This is a genomic window from Orenia metallireducens, assembly GCF_003001995.1.
Classification (GTDB): domain Bacteria; phylum Bacillota; class Halanaerobiia; order Halobacteroidales; family Halobacteroidaceae; genus Orenia; species Orenia metallireducens_B.
The window spans coordinates 171,905-189,021 of record NZ_PVNB01000006.1 but is presented as its reverse complement, the minus strand read 5'-3'; the positions used below and the strand labels follow the sequence as shown (position 1 = coordinate 189,021).

Sequence of the window (17,117 nt, the reverse complement as noted above, 5' to 3'; positions counted from 1 at the left end):
CCCTTCGTACCAAATTATGCGGGAGTAGCTCAGTTGGCTAGAGCACCAGCCTTCCAAGCTGGGTGTCGCCAGTTCGAATCTGGTTTCCCGCTCCATTAAGGGTCTATAGCTCAGTTGGTCAGAGCGCACGCCTGATAAGCGTGAGGTCAGTGGTTCAAATCCACTTAGACCCACCAAAAATTTGATTATGTGCCTGTAGCTCAGCTGGACAGAGCAACGGCCTTCTAAGCCGTGGGTCAGAGGTTCGAATCCTCTCAGGCATGCCATTTCATTTTAAAAATTTAATAAATTATGGTGGATATAGCTCAGCTGGTTAGAGCGCAGGATTGTGGCTCCTGAGGCCGTGGGTTCGAATCCCATTATCCACCCCATTAATTCTTTCTTCCTTAATAAGGGAGTTTTTTTATTTTTTGCTAAAGTTTTAGTATAACATTTTATTTATAATGATATTTTAGAAAATATATACGATCTAATTATCTTCTGAAATATGGGGTTCGATATTAAATTCTGTTTTATTTTAACTTGAAAACAATAATATATATATTGATTAAAAAAAGAATATATGGTATTATAATCTTAATACAAAATAATTTGGAAAAGTAAAGCATCAATTTTAATTATGAAATTTTATGTTGTTTTAAAGTAAAAATAATAATTTATATATTGATTTAGAAAAATACATATGGTATTATAGTCTTGTAAATAAATAATTTGGAAAAGAGAGCGTTGAAGCACAATCTATACTTGGTTGCCTGGGTTGTGTGGAGCTAATGGCAAACCCCCCTAAAATTATACTTTTAGGGGGGTTTTATAATATTTAGCTGAATTCAAAAGAATTAAAGTCAAGAGCTACAATAAATTCAACCTCACCTTATCGATATATCCTATATTTGGAAAAATAAATTTAATTAATTTTAATAATTGTTTGTTGTAATATGAAATTAAGTACTAATTATAAGTAAATATTCTTAGCAAGTATTGTTATTGATTTATATTAGATTGTTCAATTTATTATTTATATCATGATTGGAGGGGGTAAGATGATCAAGAAAAAAAGGCTAGGGGATATTTTGGTTGAGGCAGAATTCATTACAGAAGAACAGTTATATGAAGCTTTGGGGGTTCAAAAAGGAACTGACAAGCGGCTAGGAGTTGTTTTACAAGAATTAGATTTTGTTGCTGAACAGGATTTAGTAGAAGCATTGGAGTTTCAGCTGGGCATACCACAGATAGATTTAGAGAAATTTATCATCGATTCAAATGTAATTAAAAGTATACCTCCGGAGTTAGCTCAAAGACACCATGCTATTCCAATTAAGAAGAGAGGAAATATCTTAACTGTAGCTATGGAAGATCCTTTAGATGTAATGGCTATTGATGACATTAAAATTAAGACTAATTGTGAGATTATTCCTGTTATTGCAACTAGAACTGAAATTGAGCATTCTTTAGAAAAATATTTTGGAAATAGTGATATAATCAGTGAATTCTTAGATGGTATTAATTCTGAATGGCAGGGTTCTGAAGATGAGATGGAAGAAGATGCATTAAGAGAATTAATAGATGATGCACCAGTTGTCAAGTTAGTAAATAATATTATTGCTGATGGTGTTAAGTTACGGGCTAGTGATATTCATATAGAACCTTTAGATGAAGATATACAGATAAGGTATAGAATAGATGGGATCTTACAAAATACTATGAATAATGTTCCTAAAAGCGCTTTGCCTGCCCTAGTCTCTAGAATAAAGATTATGTCTGATTTAGATATAGCTGAAAGGCGAGTTCCTCAAGATGGTAGAATTCAAATGACTATTCAAGGAAAAGAGATAGATTTGCGTGTTTCTACTTTACCTACTGTTAAAGGGGAAAAAGTAGTTATGAGAATTTTAGATAAAAGTAATTTAATGTTAAAATTAGATGACTTAGGGTTTGTAGCGGAACATTTAGAGGTTTTCAAAGAGATGATTAATCATCCTCATGGAATGATATTGATTACAGGTCCTACGGGGAGTGGAAAAACAACCACACTTTATTCTGCATTAAGTTCCCTTGATAGTGAACATGAAAATATTATTACAGTTGAAAATCCAGTTGAGTATAGGCTAGAAGGTATTAATCAAGTACAGACAAATAATAAGGCTGGACTGACTTTTGCTAGTGCTTTGCGCTCTATCTTGCGTCAAGATCCGGATATAGTATTAATAGGTGAGATTCGTGATAAGGAGACAGCAGAGATTGCCATTAACGCTGCTTTGACTGGACATTTAGTCTTAAGTACCCTCCATACTAATGAGGCTGCTGGTGCTTTAACAAGGTTAGTAGATATGGGAGTAGAGCCATTTTTGGTATCATCTTCAGTTGTGGGAGTTGTAGCTCAACGACTTGTAAGAAGAATCTGTCCTAATTGTAGAGTCAAATCTAGAGAAAAATTAGTGGACAAGGATTTAGAAAAGTATTTAGGCAAAGGAAATGATAGAATTGACTTTTACCATGGCAAAGGATGTAGAGAGTGTAATGAGACAGGCTATCGAGGTCGAGCGGCTATTCATGAAATTTTAGAATTAGATAATCAACTTAAAAGGATGATAGTACAGGGTGCCTCAACAGAGGATATTGCTGAAAGAGCAATAGTAGATGGTATGATTACTTTAGAAGCTTCTGGTTTACATAAGGTCAACCAAGGAATTACAACTTTAGAGGAAGTAATGAGAGTGACAAAAGTACAACTAGGGAAACCGGAATTTATTGAGTAAGGAAGGTGTAATTTATGAAATTAGAGGAGTTATTAAAAAAGGGGATTAAACTAGGGGCTTCAGATATTCATCTAACCGTTGGAATTAAGCCTATGGCTAGAATTAATAGTAAATTACAAGCAATTGAAGATGTGATGATAACTCCAGATAAAATTATGGGATTGATTGGGGAAATGATGGAGGAGACTAACAGAGAAGTGTTTGAAGAAAGAGGAGAGGTTGATTTTGCTTTCCATTTAGATTGTGATGGTTTTGACCACCGGTTTAGGGTTAATGCTTTTCAGCAAAGAGGTAGTGCTGCTGCTGTTTTAAGAATTATTCCTCATAAGATTCCCCCTTTAAAAGAGTTGGGTTTGCCCCAAGAGTTAAAAGAGATATCTTTACGACCGAGAGGATTATTTTTGGTTACAGGTCCTACTGGAAGTGGTAAGTCAACTACTTTAGCTTCCATGATAGATTACATTAATCATAAAGTTGATAGGCATATTATTACTTTGGAAGACCCAATTGAATATGTTCATCGCCATAATGAATCTATTATTAATCAAAGGGAAGTAGGTTCTGACACACTAAGTTTTGCTAATGGATTGCGTGCAGCATTACGCCAAGACCCTGATATTATCTTAGTTGGTGAGATGAGGGATTTAGATACTATCTCTACAGCTATTACAGCAGCCGAAACAGGTCATTTGGTTTTAGGTACATTACATACCAATGGTGCAGCTGAAAGTATTGAGCGGGTTATTAATGTCTTTCCACCTCATCAGCAACAACAGATTAGAACTCAGTTAGGTTTGACGTTACAAGGGGTATTATCTCAACAGTTGATACCTACTTTTGATGGTTTAGATAGAGCTTTAGCTACTGAGCTATTAATTGTAAATAATGCAGTTAAAAACTTAATCAGAGAAGGTAAAGTCCATCAAATCGAGTCAATAATGCAGACTAATAGAAGTTCAGGAATGCATACTATGGATTATTCATTGAAGAAACTTTATCAAGAGAACAAGATAACTTGGGATGATACCATGAATAGAGCAAATAACATCAATTATATTAAAAATTTAATTTAAATTTTGCAGGAGTTACAACCTTGGATGTTAAATTATATATATATTGTATTTAATAGGAATAACCATATAGGATATTGCTCTAATTTTGGGAAAGGGGATAATGATGGCAGAATTTATTTATCAAGCCAGAAGCGCTGAAGGCAATCGATTAGATGGTTCGCTAGAAGCTGATAATGAGCAGATGGCAGTTAAAAGATTGAGAGATAAAGGCTATTATATTGTCAGTATTGAAGAGTATAAAGATCGAAATATTAATTTTAAACTTTTCTCAAGGGTTGGATTGAAAGATTTAGTTGTATTTTCTCGCCAGTTTGCAACTATGATCAATGCTGGAATATCATTGGTCAGAGCTCTAGAGATTTTATCGACTCAAACTGATAATTTAAAACTACGAGAGGCTATCACTTCTATTAAAGATAATGTTGAAGGTGGAATGCCTTTATCAGCAGCCTTAGAAGAGAAGAAGAAGATATTCCCTGACTTGTTTATCAGTATGGTAGCTGCTGGAGAAGCGGGTGGATTGCTTGATGAGACTTTAGAAGAGATGGCAGACCATTTAGAGAGTGAGAATGAACTTAGGCAGAAAATCTTCTCTGCTTTGGCTTATCCAGTAGTAATTAGTTTCGTATCTCTCTGCTCAGTTATCTTTTTGATTGTAGGTGTCTTGCCGACCTTTGTAGATATGTTTAATGATATGAATGTAGAGTTACCTACTATTACTAAATTTGTCCTTGCTTTAAGTGCTTTTGTTAGTTCATATTGGTGGCTTATATTAGTCATGCTTGCAATGTTAATTTTAGGAGTATATTATTACCGTAAAACTGGCCAAGGTAGGCGGCATATTGACAGAATACTCTTAAAACTTCCAATAGTAGGAGATTTGATTACTAAGTTGGCAGCTGCTCGTTTTACTAAAACTCTCAGTGTACTGATCAGTAGTGGGGTATCTATCATTGAAAGTCTAGAGATTGTAGAAGCTGTGATGAGTAATAAGGTAGTAGCAGATAATATTAGCCAAGCTAAACAAGCAATTACTGAAGGAGAGAGTATGGTCTTGCCTTTAAGGCAACAAGAGATATTTCCACCTATGCTCTTACAGATGATCAATGTGGGTGAAGAGACTGGTCGTTTAGATGAGATGCTACTGCGGGTAGCCGGTTTTTATGAGCAAGAGGTTAAAGCTAAAACAGAAGGGCTGGTCTCGCTGATTGAGCCTTTATTGATAGTAATTCTAGGGTTGGTTGTAGGTGGAATAATGATGTCTGTTATGTTACCGATGTTTGATATGATAAATGGAATTTAATAGATGGTATAATGTAAGTAACAAGTTTTTGTTTCTGCACTAATTATTACTTGAAAGGAGGTGATAGGAGGGAAGTCTTGAGTATTTAGCGGTATTATTATTTATACTTAGTTTGCAAGATTAAAAAATGAGAGGAAGTGGAAAGAATGATGAACAAATTGAGAAGAAGAATGAAAGCTGAGGAAGGTTTTACTTTAATTGAATTGATGATTGTAATTGCGGTAATTGGTGTTTTGGCTGCAATTGCTGTACCAAAGATGAGTGGAGTTACTGGAAAGGCTAAGGTTGCTCAGGTGCAAGCTGATTTTAAAGCTGTCCAATCTGCTTTAGAGATGTATTATGCTGAACATCAGGCATATCCTACTTTAGCTCAGCTTACAAGTAGTGATTATATAGGTAGTGACTTATCTGGTAAATTGGCAGCAACAAAGAGTAGTACAGATTATGGATATTCTGTAACTGGTACTGATCCTCAAACATATACATTAGATTTTGATACTGCTAGTGGAACAACAGTTACTCTTACACCTGAAAATGGGTTAGTTACTACTCCATAATTAATTTATATCTAGCCTCTCCTCTTTGGAGGGGTTAGACTATCTGTAAATTTAAATAAGAGGTTAGAATTATTTTGGTTTAAGGAGTGGAGATGTGCTTTTGAAAAGTTGTGAAAAATTATTAGTGAGAATAAATATTTTACTATTGACTTGTGCAGTTGCAGTGGTTCCTTTGATTTATCTTCCTTATTCGCAAAATAATCAAGGACAATTGTTGATTAGAGATAAATATGGGAATATAATTTCTAATTCTATTAAAGATACTATCTATAAACCTAAGGTTGATGCCTTAATCTTAATAACTCTATGTATGTTAGTTGTCTTATATTTTATGATTAAAAAAGAAGAGGTTAGATTAAGTTGGAAGTCATTCTATACACCTTTAGCCCTATTTTTTGGTTTTATAGTAGTTTCGACTATCTTATCACCATATAAGGTAGTAGCTATCTATGGTAAAAATATGAGGTGTGAAGGACTACTAGTTGTAGCAAGTTATTTAGTCTTGTTTTTAGTAGCTATGAATTTAGTGAAAGATAAAGTTTATTTAAAACAAATAGTGAAGTATTTGATTATTTCTGGAGTTATAATTTCTATTTATGGGCTATTACAATATTTTGGTTTTGATTTTATTCCAAGAGATCCATATAGAGAACATTGGAATCATAGGGCTTTCTCTACATTAGGAAATCCCGATTTTGCTGGTAGCTATGTAAGTATGTTATTGCCTTTATCCTTTATATTATATTATTATGTAGAAAGAAATAATAAAAAATTATTTCTTTTAGGAACTATTACAACTATTTTTTATACTTTTATGCTAGCTACAGGAACTAGAAGTACTTATCTAGCAATGCTATGCTTAATACCAATTGGTTATTATTTTATTAAAAATGATTTAGCCAATAAGAAGAAAAGATTTGTATTGATAATGTTGGTCTTCATAATTATTACTTTATTCTTTAATTACATCAATCAAGGTTATCTATTAAATAGATTTATTAGTATTTTTCTTGATGGTAAAGCATTGTTATGGGGTAATGAACAAGAGGTCAACAGTGCTGGCTCTTATAGAATGCTAATATACAAGACTTCAGTGCCATTGTTATTCAAACATCCTTGGTTTGGGCAAGGTCTTGATACTTTTCATAAAGTGTATCCTCAAGAAATATATCAAAATTTTACTGGGAATAAGAATATAATTTTAGATAAAGCTCATTGTGAGTACTTACAATTAGGGATAACCGTTGGAATTCCTGCTCTAATAGCATATTTATGGTTTTTATTTAGAGTTATAAAGTTTAATCTTAAGTCTGTGTCAGTTAAAGATAAATATCACTTGGCTTTATTGATAGCTGTGCTTGGGTATCTTATTCAAGCTACTTTCAATATAAGTGTAGTATCGGTGGCACCAGTTTTTTGGGTGCTAATGGGGCTTAGCATTTCTTGTTGTAATTTTCTTCAAGATAACTGATAATTGTATTAAATTAAAATTATAGAAAAGGTGAAATCTATGTTAACATCAGTAATAATATTTATCTTGGGTTTAATTATAGGCAGTTTCCTGAATGTAGTAATTTATCGTGTGCCTGAAGGAGAGTCGATTGTTTTTCCGGCTTCCCATTGCCCGAATTGTCAGACTAATTTAAAGATTCGAGATTTAGTTCCTGTTGTCAGTTTTCTGTTCAGTGGAGCTAAGTGTCGTTATTGTAAAGAGAAGATTTCTTGGCAGTATCCATTAGTGGAATTGCTAACAGGAATTATTTTTTTGCTGTTATACTGGAAATATAATTTAAATATACAATTTTTGAGTTATTTAATACTATCTTCTCTATTAATAACAGTTAGTGTGATTGATTTCAAGTATCTGATTATCCCTAATCAGATTAATTATTTTGGAATTATAATAGGTTTTATTTTGAGTATCTTTTTTCTAAATCAATCTATCTACTCTGTATTATTAGGTATCTTAATCCCAGCAGCTATCTTACTTTTAATAGCGATTATCAGCAAAGGTGGAATGGGTATGGGAGATGTTAAATTAATAGCGATGGTAGGTGCTTTTTTAGGTGCTAAGTATGGTGTAGCTGCTATCTTTCTTGGAGCATTTATAGGTTCTGTTGTTGGTGGAGGCTTAATGTTAACTGGGGTTAAGGGTAGAAAGGATAGAATTCCTTTTGGTCCTTTTATTTCAATGGGAGCTTTAGTGATGGTATTATGGGGAGATGAGATTATTAATTGGTATTTGAATTTTATTATGTAAATATTACAAGGTTAAGCAGTTGAAGAAGGAGGTGAGCTTCTTTATGTTGAAAAAATCATTAAATCTTGAAGAAGGTTCAAGTCTGGCGATAGTAGTTATAATTATGGGGATAGTAGGAATGTTTACTATGGTTATGTCATCAATAATAATATCTCATATTAAAACAACTCATCTGTATAAAGATCAAAAGGCAGCCTATTATATAGCTCGTTCAGCTGCAGCATCAATGGTTGACTGGATTAAGGATAATCCTTCTAAAGAAATTAAAGAGCGTTTTGGAGAAGACAGTAAAAGTACTGACTGGACAGATTTTGACTCTGAAAATAAATCAGCAGGGCAATATAAAGTCAGTGTTAAATTAATTAGTAATGATGATGAAGAAGGTCTGTTGATTACCTCTACTGGAAAGGTAGGAAAGTTTGAAAAAACTATCAAGGTCAAGATGTATTTAGGAGAAGGTGCAGGTAATAATGATACTGTTAATTTAGTGGGAATAGATAAGGTCGTATTGAGTAATTCCAATGTAGAGGGTGATATAGTTCTTATTGGTGGAAATGAGCAGGATGCGAAAGCACCTAATCTTAATTTGTATAATGGCACTACAATAAATGGTGAGATTAAAGTAGGAGTTAATACAACAGCTGATAATATAGAAGCTATTAAAAATAAGTTTAGAGTAAAACCGACTAAGTTAGAAAGAATAAGAAGTTATACTATGCCTGATTTCCCAGATTTCCCTAACATAAGAGATGAGAATAAGAACAGAGAATTAAATATAGGAAATAAAGATACTAAAACTATAAATGAAAATGGTTATTATAAAAATATTACTATTAATAATAATGGAACCTTAAAGATTAAAGCAGATAAAGTTAGAATTGGTAGACTTGAAATGAAGAATGGAAGTAATATAGAAATTGGTAATCAAGTATTAACTGAAATATATATTGATGAGGAAATTAATCTTAAATCTGATGCTATAATAAATAAATTTAACAAGTGGAAGAATCTTATTATTTATTGCAAGGGATCTACTGAGTTTAAAGCCAATAATAGTACAAATAATCCCAAAGGTAGTATAATCTATGGAAGTTTTTATAGTGAAACAGCTCCACTTAATTTAAAAGGTACAGCCAATATTATTGGTCATATTATTAGTAAGAAAAATGTGATTATTAATGGCAACTTTAATACTGATAAATCTAAAATTGTTGCCAGGGTTATTTATGCTCCTAATAGTAAGGTTACTTTAACTGCTAAGAAGAATGAGGTAAAATATAATTGGGGACACAAGGAGGAGCAGAAAAATATCTTCACTGGTGCAATTATTGCTAATGATATCAATATTAGTAATTATAAAATAAAATTAATGGCAAAATCTATTAATTCTTTTTATGATGATTTTGATAGGAATTTTTATTATAGTAAAGCTTATTGGGGTTCAACAATGATGGGTGATAATTGAGAGGTGAGTAAGTGATTAGATTATTAAACGGTCAAGCTGGTTTTTCGTTGTTAGAAGTCTTAGTGGCAATGACAGTTTTATCTATTATAGTGATTGGATTTATGAACTTCTTTACTGATAGTATATCCTTTCTCTTTAAGAATCAGGCTACAATGCAGGAGATGAATGAGGGACAAAAAAAGCTAGAAGAAAGAATTTATAATAATGAAGCTGATATAGCTCATAACTTAGAGTTTAAATTTGGAAGTCAAAAGCCAATTGAGGTCAAAGGTGGAACAGTTAGCTCTCATGGATTAACAACCTTTTTACCTTCAGTACCAGCTTTTATTTCTGTAATCCCAACCCCTGAGTCTTATATATATGGTAATGCACCAGATAATATTGACGTTAAGATTAAAACTCAGAATATAATTGATAAAACAAAGATAACTGTGAAGTTAAAAGAAGACGAAAATAGTAATGATAGTATCTTAAATACTTCTATATTAATGGATAGTAATAACCAAGATAAAATAGCATATCTTGATATTGATAATGGTGTATCTGCAGGATGGTATAAATTAGAAGCCAAAATGGAAGGGAAGGAGTCTGCTATCTTACTTGATTATCATATTAAATCGGTTAATCTGGTAGCAGTAGGAGATCAGGGAACGATATTAACATCATATGCTGGGGATAAGTGGTATAATCATTCGTTAGAATCGATTGTTAATTTAAAAGCCGTAACTTGGGGTGGCGAGACAGATTATCAGAAGTTTGTAACAGTAGGAGAAGGAGGCGTTATTTACTCTTCTGCAGATGGTGTTAATTGGGATAAAGATCAAATTGCTGATTCAAGTGGTGTAGAGGCTATTAATTTAAATGGAGTAGCTTGGGGGAGAGATAGATTTGTAGCAGTTGGAGATAATGGAGTGATTTTAGAATCAAGATATAATGATATCTCAAAGAGATATAGTGATTGGACTAGAGCTAAAGTATTTGATGATAAAGGTACTTTAGTTACAGAAAATTTTAAGAATATCATTTATAAAGATAGTGATGATTATAAAGGCTTTGTGATAGTGGGGGAAAAAGGAATAGCCTATAAGAATTCAAAATGGGATTCTATTATTTGGAATTTCCAAACTTTCGCACTGACTAAGCCCCTTTACAATTTAATCTGGAATCAAGATGAAAATAAATTTATAGCAGTAGGAGAAGGTCAGATACCAGAGTATAAATATGTTTTAAATGATGATGAAGATAAATTTAGTCTAGGAAATCCAGTCGATGAAGTTGATGAAGGCTCAATATTAAAAGACATAGAAGAAGTTAAGAATAATTTATATTTTATAGTGGGCAATGATGAAGGAAATTCAAATTCAGTAATGCTAGTTTATAAAAAACAAGAAGATGAGTTTATTAAACAAAAAGGAAGTTATACTCCTCAAGATGATGGGTTTACTAATATTAAGGAGTTTAATGCTATCAGTTTGAATAGTGATGGTGATAGGGTACTTATAGTAGGAACAACTAAAGATGATAATGGAATTATATTGGCTTATCATTTTGAAGATGGAGTCTGGCAATGGAAAGATGTAACGCCTAAAGATTCTGAAGAGATTTCAACAGGAATTTCATTTCAAGATATAACTTATAGAAAGTAGGGGGGAAGAATATTGTTGATGCTAATAAGAGATAATAGAGCTTTTACTTTAGTGGAAATTATGATTGCAATTGTTATTTCTAGTGCAGTTATAAGTGGGGCATATATGTTACTTAGTAATAGTTATCAAATTTTTAATGATAGTCAGCAAAAAATAACCTTTCAGCAAGATATTAATTTTCTTAGCCATTATATTACCGAACAATTACGTTATGCTACTAAAGTTAAAGTTTTAAATGATATTTCTAAGTTAGATCATGCAAATTATAGTTATCTTCTTCTTAGCTCAGATCAGAGTCAAGTTATTCATTATCCTCAAAATTCAGTAGGAGTGAGTATTCCTAGAACAGTAGTTAGTAGTAATAACAAGTATAAATATAATTTATTATTTAGTAAAGAAGATGCTGAAGATAAATATGTAAACTTTCAATTAGGGATAGATAAATTAAAATCAAAATTTAGTTCAGCAGTTGCTCCTAGTAATTTAACAGATAGTATTTTAGGTGATAAAGAAGGAATTGCAATTGCATATGTTTCCCCTAATAGTTTTGTAGATGATGTTTATAAGTATCTATTTAATAAATTTTGGTATGATTGGGTAAGTAGTGTTAATGATGATACAGTAATATCTGCTGGAGACTCTACCTTTGATGATCCTTCTGTTAATGGTGGAGAACTTTCTTTTAATATAACTGGAACAAGTACAACTGGAGGGGGATTACTATTTACTAAACTAGATGATACTTATTTTAAAGATAAAAAGGGTGATATTGATAGTTTTTCGATCAGTGTAGATGCAAAGATAAATCAAGGAAATGGTTTTGGGGTTTTATTAAGGGGAGGATGGGATGAAGATGATAAAGAAGATTATGGTTATTTGTTCCAATTTGATCCTGGTGCTAAAGGTTTTATGCTAAGAAAAATCCATAATGGATATCACCACGATACAGGAATAGAATATGTTGGTGCAGACGTAGATAGAAATGCTCCCAATGGATATATGGCAGTTTATACTCCAGCTGATATTAGAAATGATGAAACTGGTTTTAATTTATCAGATTGGAATAAAAGATATACTACCAAGATCAAGGTTCAAACTCAACTAAATATTGATGATGGTAATTCTTATACTAATAAGACTTTGATTATACGAGTAAAGATAATCGATCAAGCTGGAAATGAGTCTAAAGAGATGTGGTTTGGAGATTTTGATAAAGTTTATTTGAATGGTACTAAATTTACTGGAAAACAATTAGACTGGGAGTATTTCTTTGATTGGGAATATTCTGGAGGACATTTTGGTGATGGTGATCCCTATGATGGCAAGTTACCTGGAAGATATATTGCTTTACGTAGCTGGGGAGGAAGTTATAGTGCTGATTTTTATGAAATAAAGATAGGTGAAGCTGAACCAGGTGTTAAGCAAGTAAACAGGAATATAGATAAAATTACTTTAACCTTCGATGAACCATTAGATTTAGATCAATTACCAAGTACAGATAATTTTATTTTAGATGAAGGATGGGTAACTAAGGTTGAAAAAGGAGAGAATTTAAATCAATTGGTATTATATTGTGACAATGTTAATTGTAGTGAACTTACTTATACAAAAGATGGACAGTATTTACTTAAAGACAAAGATGGAAATGAAGTTGAAAAGTTTAGTAGAACATTTAATAAATGATAAAAGCGAGGTGAAATAGTGGGAATATTAACTACTCTAAAGGAAAAAATCGGATTATTTAATAACAACAATATAATTGGCTTAGATATTGGTGATGAATCGCTTAAATTGACTGAGGTCAGCACTAATAAGCAGGGGATAGTCTTAAATAATTTGGCTATTAGCCCTGTTCCAGAAGGTGCTGTCAAAAATGGAGATTTAAATGACATAATTAAGTTAGAAGGGTTATTAAGACAGCTTTTAAAAGAGAAAGAATTTCAAGCTAAAAAGGTTGTTGCAGCAATCAGTGGGGAGCAGGTGATTAGCAGGATGATTGATGTTCCTGTGATGCCTATAGAGGAATTGGCTGCAGCAATTAAGTGGGAGGCAAGTGAAAAACTACCGATTAGAGTTGAAGATGTAGTTTTAGAGTATGAGGTTTTAAGTCAAGCTAAAGATGGTAAATATCAGGTTCTATTAATTGCAGTAAATAAAAAATTAATTAATAAGTATCTAAATCTGTTTGAATTATTGGAGCTAGAGCCAGTAGCAATCGAGATAGAACCTGTAGCTATAGCTAGAACTATTGGCAGATTGGGGTTAGCTGGAACTATTGGGGTGATAGATATTGGGACAAATACTACTGATATCTCAATTTTGGATAAGGGCAAGTTGTTATTTACTAGAAATATAGGATTGGGTGGAGAGAATATAACTGATGATATTGCTGAAATGCAGGAATCTTCTTTTGAAGAGGCTGAAACTTATAAAATAAGTACTAATTTATTTGAGCAGGAGGATATTAATTTAATTGTCAGAAATTTGACCACAGCTATTTATAGGTCTTTGGATTATTTTCAGGTACAATATAGAGGCTTTGATATTGATAAGTTAATTATTACAGGTGGTGGAGCCAATTTAATTGGTTTTGCTGATCATTTAAGCAAGGAGTTTGAAATCAGTGTGGACAAGCTGAATTTATCAGGTTATCTCAGCTCAGAGATGGTCAGTGATAAATATCTATCAGAAGTAGAGCAATTATTGGGTGTGAGTATTGGACTAGCTCTCAGGGAGGAGGATGAAAAGTGATAAATTTATTGCCTCCAGATTATCCAAAACCAAAGACTTTTAGTGAGAGAATGATGGTATTAATTATCATAATTACTAGTTTGACTGTAATAGTATTTGGATCATCTTTTGCTTTAGGGATTGTAGTAGAAAAAAAGACTCTTGAAAAGAAGATGGCTGTTGTGGAAGGAAAGATAATAGATATCAATGATCAACTAAAGAATTTAAATAAAATAGAAGCTAAGAATGCTCAAATAGAAGAGAGATTAACTAAGTTAGATCAAGCATTTAATCAAGATCTGGAATGGGTGATAGTATTAAAGGAATTAAGTAATGTAATTCCTAATAATACTTGGTTAACTAGATTAGATATCACAGAAGATAGAGTATTTAAGATTGAAGGCTATATTTTATCTGGAAGTAAATTAAAAGATATAATAAAAAATTCCCAAAAATCAAAAACATTTACAAATATTGATTTGAGGATATTTGATCAAAGAAGTATACATTATTCTCCAGATTATGAAGAGGCAGAAGGGTTTTATTATGAGATTGATGGTACAATAGATAAGAGTTTAGATGACAATCAATCAAAGGATAAGGGGTGAGGTCATTGTTAGATAAATTACAACCCCGGGAGAAGAAGTTGTTGACTCTTCTTTTAATAGTAGGAGTGTTATTCGGTCTTTATTCATTATATGGACTATATCAGTCATATCAGGAGAAGTTGAACAGTAATAAAGCAAGGTTAAAAAAATCCATAATATCATTAAAAGCTATGAATGCCAAGTTAGCTAAGAAAAATATTGTAGAGAATGAATATAACAGACTCTTAAAAGAATTAAATGAAAGAGAGAATCAATTTTTAGATCAAGATGAAAACAACAAATTTCTAATAGATTTAAATCAAATAGCTTTAGATACAGGGGTTAAAGTGTTAGGTATTCGACCACAAAAGACTGAGCAGGAAGAGCTTTATATCAAATTCCCGGCAATTGTAAGGTTGCAAGGAAGTTATAGTGAGATTGTTGCTTATATAGGTCAAATAAAACAATTAAATTATTTGACTAGGATAAGGGATTTGAGTATTGAGATGATAAGGGAAGGGGATTATTTACAGGCTAATATAATCATAGTGAGTTATGCCCTAGATAGGAAGGGGGTAGAGTAGTGAAGCTAGCTATACAGGATTTTAAAGCAGTAAATATTTTAGAAGATAAAAGATTAATTTTACTTCTAGTATTAATTTTATTTTTATCAAGTATGAGTATATTGACTTATAGAATACTCTGTTTTTATAAAATTGGTGAAGAACTAATTAACTTTGAACAAGATTTAAATAATATGGTTAAAGTAGCTGATCTATCGACTAAAGAGGATATAGCTCTAGAAGAAGAAGCTAAAGAAACTAACAAAGAAGAAACTATAGATAATGAAAAAATAGTAGCTAAAAATCCTTTTAAGATCTTATTGAAGAAGATTGAAAAAGAGAAGGTAGAAGATGATAAAATAGAAAATAAAATAGAGATAAGAACTATTGAGCTTTTAGGTATATTAAACAATCAATTTAGCAAAGTTGCTATTATCAAATTTGGAAAAAAGAATTCTTTGGTTCAGATTATAAAAGTTGGTGAAGAGTTTGCAGGTTTAACTCTCAAAGAGATCAAAGATGATAAGGTAGTTATGAAGAGTCAAGGAAGGAATTATATTTATACTCTTGGAGGTGAAGAGAATTAAAAGTAAGAGAAGAACTATAAGTATAATTGGTTTTGTAGTATTAGTTACTTTGATTGTTCTAAGTTATTCTTCGTTAGCGGCAGAGGATAAGATTAATTTAAGCTTTAAAGGAGTTGATTTAAGGGATGCCTTTAGAGCTTTAGCAGATGTAGCTGGGATGAATGTAATTACAGATAGTACGGTAAAAGGAAGAGTTACTGTCAATCTTAAGGATATATCCTTTATAAAGTCGATAGAGTTATTAACTATGACCAATGGACTAGGTTATCGAGTTGTAGGTAATACAATATTGATTGGTAACCCTGAGAGTTTAAGGGAAAGCTTTGATAAGAAAGTTACTGAAGTATTTAAATTGGAGAACGCTAATCCTGAAGAAGTAAAGAATAGTTTAAGCATACTTCTTAGGGAGGATTCGTTAAAGATTGATAATAGAACCAAAAGTATTATAGTCACGGCCTATGAAGATGAAATGGATCAAATAAAAAAGGTAATTAAAGAGTTAGATAAGCCAAATAAACAAGTAGTAATAGAAGCTCGAATTGAGGATATTTCCCGTGATAAGTTAGACAATATGGGGATAGATTGGAGTTTTGCTACAGGAACTACTTCAAATGGATCATCGATTATTTGGGATAATAATGATAATGAACAAGTTAAAAAACCAAATCAATTTGAAATTGGAAATATAGGGATAGAGTATCAAAGCGTGTTAGCTGCTTTAAATGAAAATGGTGATAGTGTTACTTTGGCTAATCCACATCTAGCCACTGTTGATGGAAAAGAAGCTATAATTAACATAGGGCAAGAGATTCCTGTTATTAGAGAGACAAAGGATGATGATGAAGTAACAAGAGAGGTTGAGTTTAGAACTGTAGGTACTATTTTAAAATTAACTCCAAGGGTTAATGATGGTGCTGTTACCCTATCAATTAATCAAGAAGTGAGTGAAGTAAATAGTTATGTTGAGAATATGCCAGTAATTAATACTAAGAATGTTACCACAAATATAATGGTTGAAGATGGTAAAACCATTGCAATTGGGGGACTGATCTCCGATAAACAGATTGAAAAGTTATCTAAAGTACCACTATTAGGTGATATGCCTATTTTAGGAAAGATATTTAGTAAACGAAGAGTAGATAATGAAAAAAGGGAGTTAGTTATCTTCATTACCCCTAAGATTATTGATACTGAAAAGGATAATTCAAATGAATTATGGGGAGAAGATATTAAACCATTTAGATATGAGGTAAAGAAAGCAGATACTTTCTGGAGTATAGCAAAGTTATTTAAGGTATCTTTTGCTAAAATTATGGTTTATAATAATATAGATTCTCCAGAGAAGCTAGAAGTTGGTCAAGGATTATTAATTCCTGTTCCTAAGAATCGTTATTACCGACTTAAGGCTAGTGATTCTATTAATAATATAGCAAAAAAATATGATGTTTCTATAGATGATCTTAAGAGGATAAATGGATTAGAGGTTTTTCAAAGTAAAGAGGATGCTGAGTTGGTTCTTCCTGTAGCAGTGGAAGAAGTAGATAAATAGAGATTTAAAAGAAATTTACAATTAATTGTAAATTTCTTTTA

14 protein-coding genes and 4 tRNA genes are annotated in these 17,117 nt (G+C 32.0%); all 18 read left to right on the top strand.

The window, feature by feature from the left end:
- The first annotated feature begins 18 nt into the window (after nt 1–18).
- The 18 genes from BX659_RS06485 (at nt 19) to BX659_RS06400 (ending at nt 17,076) form a co-directional block, all read left to right on the top strand.
- Nucleotides 19–95, top strand: a tRNA-Gly gene (locus BX659_RS06485).
- 4 nt (nt 96–99) lie between these two features.
- Nucleotides 100–176: transfer RNA gene (locus tag BX659_RS06480), tRNA-Ile, on the top strand.
- Nucleotides 177–189: 13 nt separating this feature from the next.
- A tRNA-Arg gene (locus BX659_RS06475) sits at nt 190–266 on the top strand.
- A 28-nt stretch (nt 267–294) separates the two neighbouring features.
- Nucleotides 295–371, top strand: a tRNA-His gene (locus tag BX659_RS06470).
- Between the two features lie 669 nt (nt 372–1,040).
- A complete protein-coding gene (gspE, locus tag BX659_RS06465) occupies nt 1,041–2,756 on the top strand; it encodes a type II secretion system ATPase GspE (RefSeq protein WP_106231747.1) in 1,716 nt (571 codons plus the stop codon).
- 14 nt (nt 2,757–2,770) lie between these two features.
- The gene (locus BX659_RS06460) at nt 2,771–3,829 is read left to right on the top strand and encodes a type IV pilus twitching motility protein PilT (RefSeq protein ID WP_097017688.1); all 1,059 of its coding nucleotides are present in this window, start codon (nt 2,771–2,773) and stop codon (nt 3,827–3,829) included.
- Nucleotides 3,830–3,932: 103 nt separating this feature from the next.
- A complete protein-coding gene (locus BX659_RS06455; RefSeq protein WP_253250716.1) occupies nt 3,933–5,132 on the top strand; it encodes a type II secretion system F family protein in 1,200 nt (399 codons plus the stop codon).
- Between the two features lie 146 nt (nt 5,133–5,278).
- Nucleotides 5,279–5,689 carry a type IV pilin protein gene (locus BX659_RS19395; protein ID WP_308870714.1) on the top strand — a complete coding sequence of 137 codons (411 nt, stop codon included), beginning with the start codon at nt 5,279–5,281 and terminating at the stop codon, nt 5,687–5,689.
- A gap of 124 nt (nt 5,690–5,813) precedes the next feature.
- Nucleotides 5,814–7,160 (top strand): O-antigen ligase family protein, encoded by a 1,347-nt coding sequence (locus tag BX659_RS06445; RefSeq protein ID WP_181186422.1) that lies wholly within the window; start codon nt 5,814–5,816, stop codon nt 7,158–7,160.
- 39 nt (nt 7,161–7,199) lie between these two features.
- The gene (locus BX659_RS06440) at nt 7,200–7,949 is read left to right on the top strand and encodes a prepilin peptidase (RefSeq protein ID WP_106231743.1); all 750 of its coding nucleotides are present in this window, start codon (nt 7,200–7,202) and stop codon (nt 7,947–7,949) included.
- Nucleotides 7,950–7,992: 43 nt separating this feature from the next.
- On the top strand, nt 7,993–9,414 hold the full coding sequence (locus BX659_RS06435; RefSeq protein WP_106231742.1) for a hypothetical protein: 1,422 nt from the start codon (nt 7,993–7,995) through the stop codon (nt 9,412–9,414).
- An 11-nt stretch (nt 9,415–9,425) separates the two neighbouring features.
- Nucleotides 9,426–11,060: a type IV pilus modification PilV family protein gene (locus tag BX659_RS06430; protein ID WP_106231740.1), complete on the top strand. Its 1,635-nt coding sequence runs from the start codon at nt 9,426–9,428 to the stop codon at nt 11,058–11,060.
- 18 nt (nt 11,061–11,078) lie between these two features.
- Nucleotides 11,079–12,743: a PilW family protein gene (locus BX659_RS06425; RefSeq protein WP_146129054.1), complete on the top strand. Its 1,665-nt coding sequence runs from the start codon at nt 11,079–11,081 to the stop codon at nt 12,741–12,743.
- 18 nt (nt 12,744–12,761) lie between these two features.
- Nucleotides 12,762–13,811 carry a type IV pilus assembly protein PilM gene (pilM, locus tag BX659_RS06420; protein ID WP_106231737.1) on the top strand — a complete coding sequence of 350 codons (1,050 nt, stop codon included), beginning with the start codon at nt 12,762–12,764 and terminating at the stop codon, nt 13,809–13,811.
- The gene (locus BX659_RS06415; protein ID WP_097017696.1) at nt 13,808–14,398 is read left to right on the top strand and encodes a PilN domain-containing protein; all 591 of its coding nucleotides are present in this window, start codon (nt 13,808–13,810) and stop codon (nt 14,396–14,398) included. The genes pilM and BX659_RS06415 overlap by 4 nt, the downstream gene beginning before the upstream one ends.
- A 5-nt stretch (nt 14,399–14,403) precedes the next feature.
- Complete coding sequence (locus BX659_RS06410) at nt 14,404–14,961, top strand: type IV pilus inner membrane component PilO (RefSeq protein WP_172431878.1); 558 nt, start codon at nt 14,404–14,406, stop codon at nt 14,959–14,961.
- Nucleotides 14,961–15,527 carry a hypothetical protein gene (locus BX659_RS06405; RefSeq protein ID WP_097017698.1) on the top strand — a complete coding sequence of 189 codons (567 nt, stop codon included), beginning with the start codon at nt 14,961–14,963 and terminating at the stop codon, nt 15,525–15,527. Before BX659_RS06410 ends, BX659_RS06405 begins: the two co-directional genes overlap by 1 nt.
- Complete coding sequence (locus BX659_RS06400; protein ID WP_253250717.1) at nt 15,514–17,076, top strand: LysM peptidoglycan-binding domain-containing protein; 1,563 nt, start codon at nt 15,514–15,516, stop codon at nt 17,074–17,076. The genes BX659_RS06405 and BX659_RS06400 overlap by 14 nt, the downstream gene beginning before the upstream one ends.
- Nucleotides 17,077–17,117: the final 41 nt, after the last annotated feature.

Bases quoted from the DNA above. Each gene is read 5' to 3' on its own strand.
- BX659_RS06460 (WP_097017688.1), top strand. From the start codon at position 2,771: ATGAAATTAGAGGAGTTATTAAAAAAGGGGATTAAACTAGGGGCTTCA.
- BX659_RS19395 (WP_308870714.1), top strand. From the start codon at position 5,279: ATGATGAACAAATTGAGAAGAAGAATGAAAGCTGAGGAAGGTTTTACT.
- BX659_RS06425 (WP_146129054.1), top strand. From the start codon at position 11,079: ATGCTAATAAGAGATAATAGAGCTTTTACTTTAGTGGAAATTATGATT.
- BX659_RS06455 (WP_253250716.1), top strand. From the start codon at position 3,933: ATGGCAGAATTTATTTATCAAGCCAGAAGCGCTGAAGGCAATCGATTA.
- BX659_RS06440 (WP_106231743.1), top strand. From the start codon at position 7,200: ATGTTAACATCAGTAATAATATTTATCTTGGGTTTAATTATAGGCAGT.
- gspE (WP_106231747.1), top strand. From the start codon at position 1,041: ATGATCAAGAAAAAAAGGCTAGGGGATATTTTGGTTGAGGCAGAATTC.
- BX659_RS06435 (WP_106231742.1), top strand. From the start codon at position 7,993: ATGTTGAAAAAATCATTAAATCTTGAAGAAGGTTCAAGTCTGGCGATA.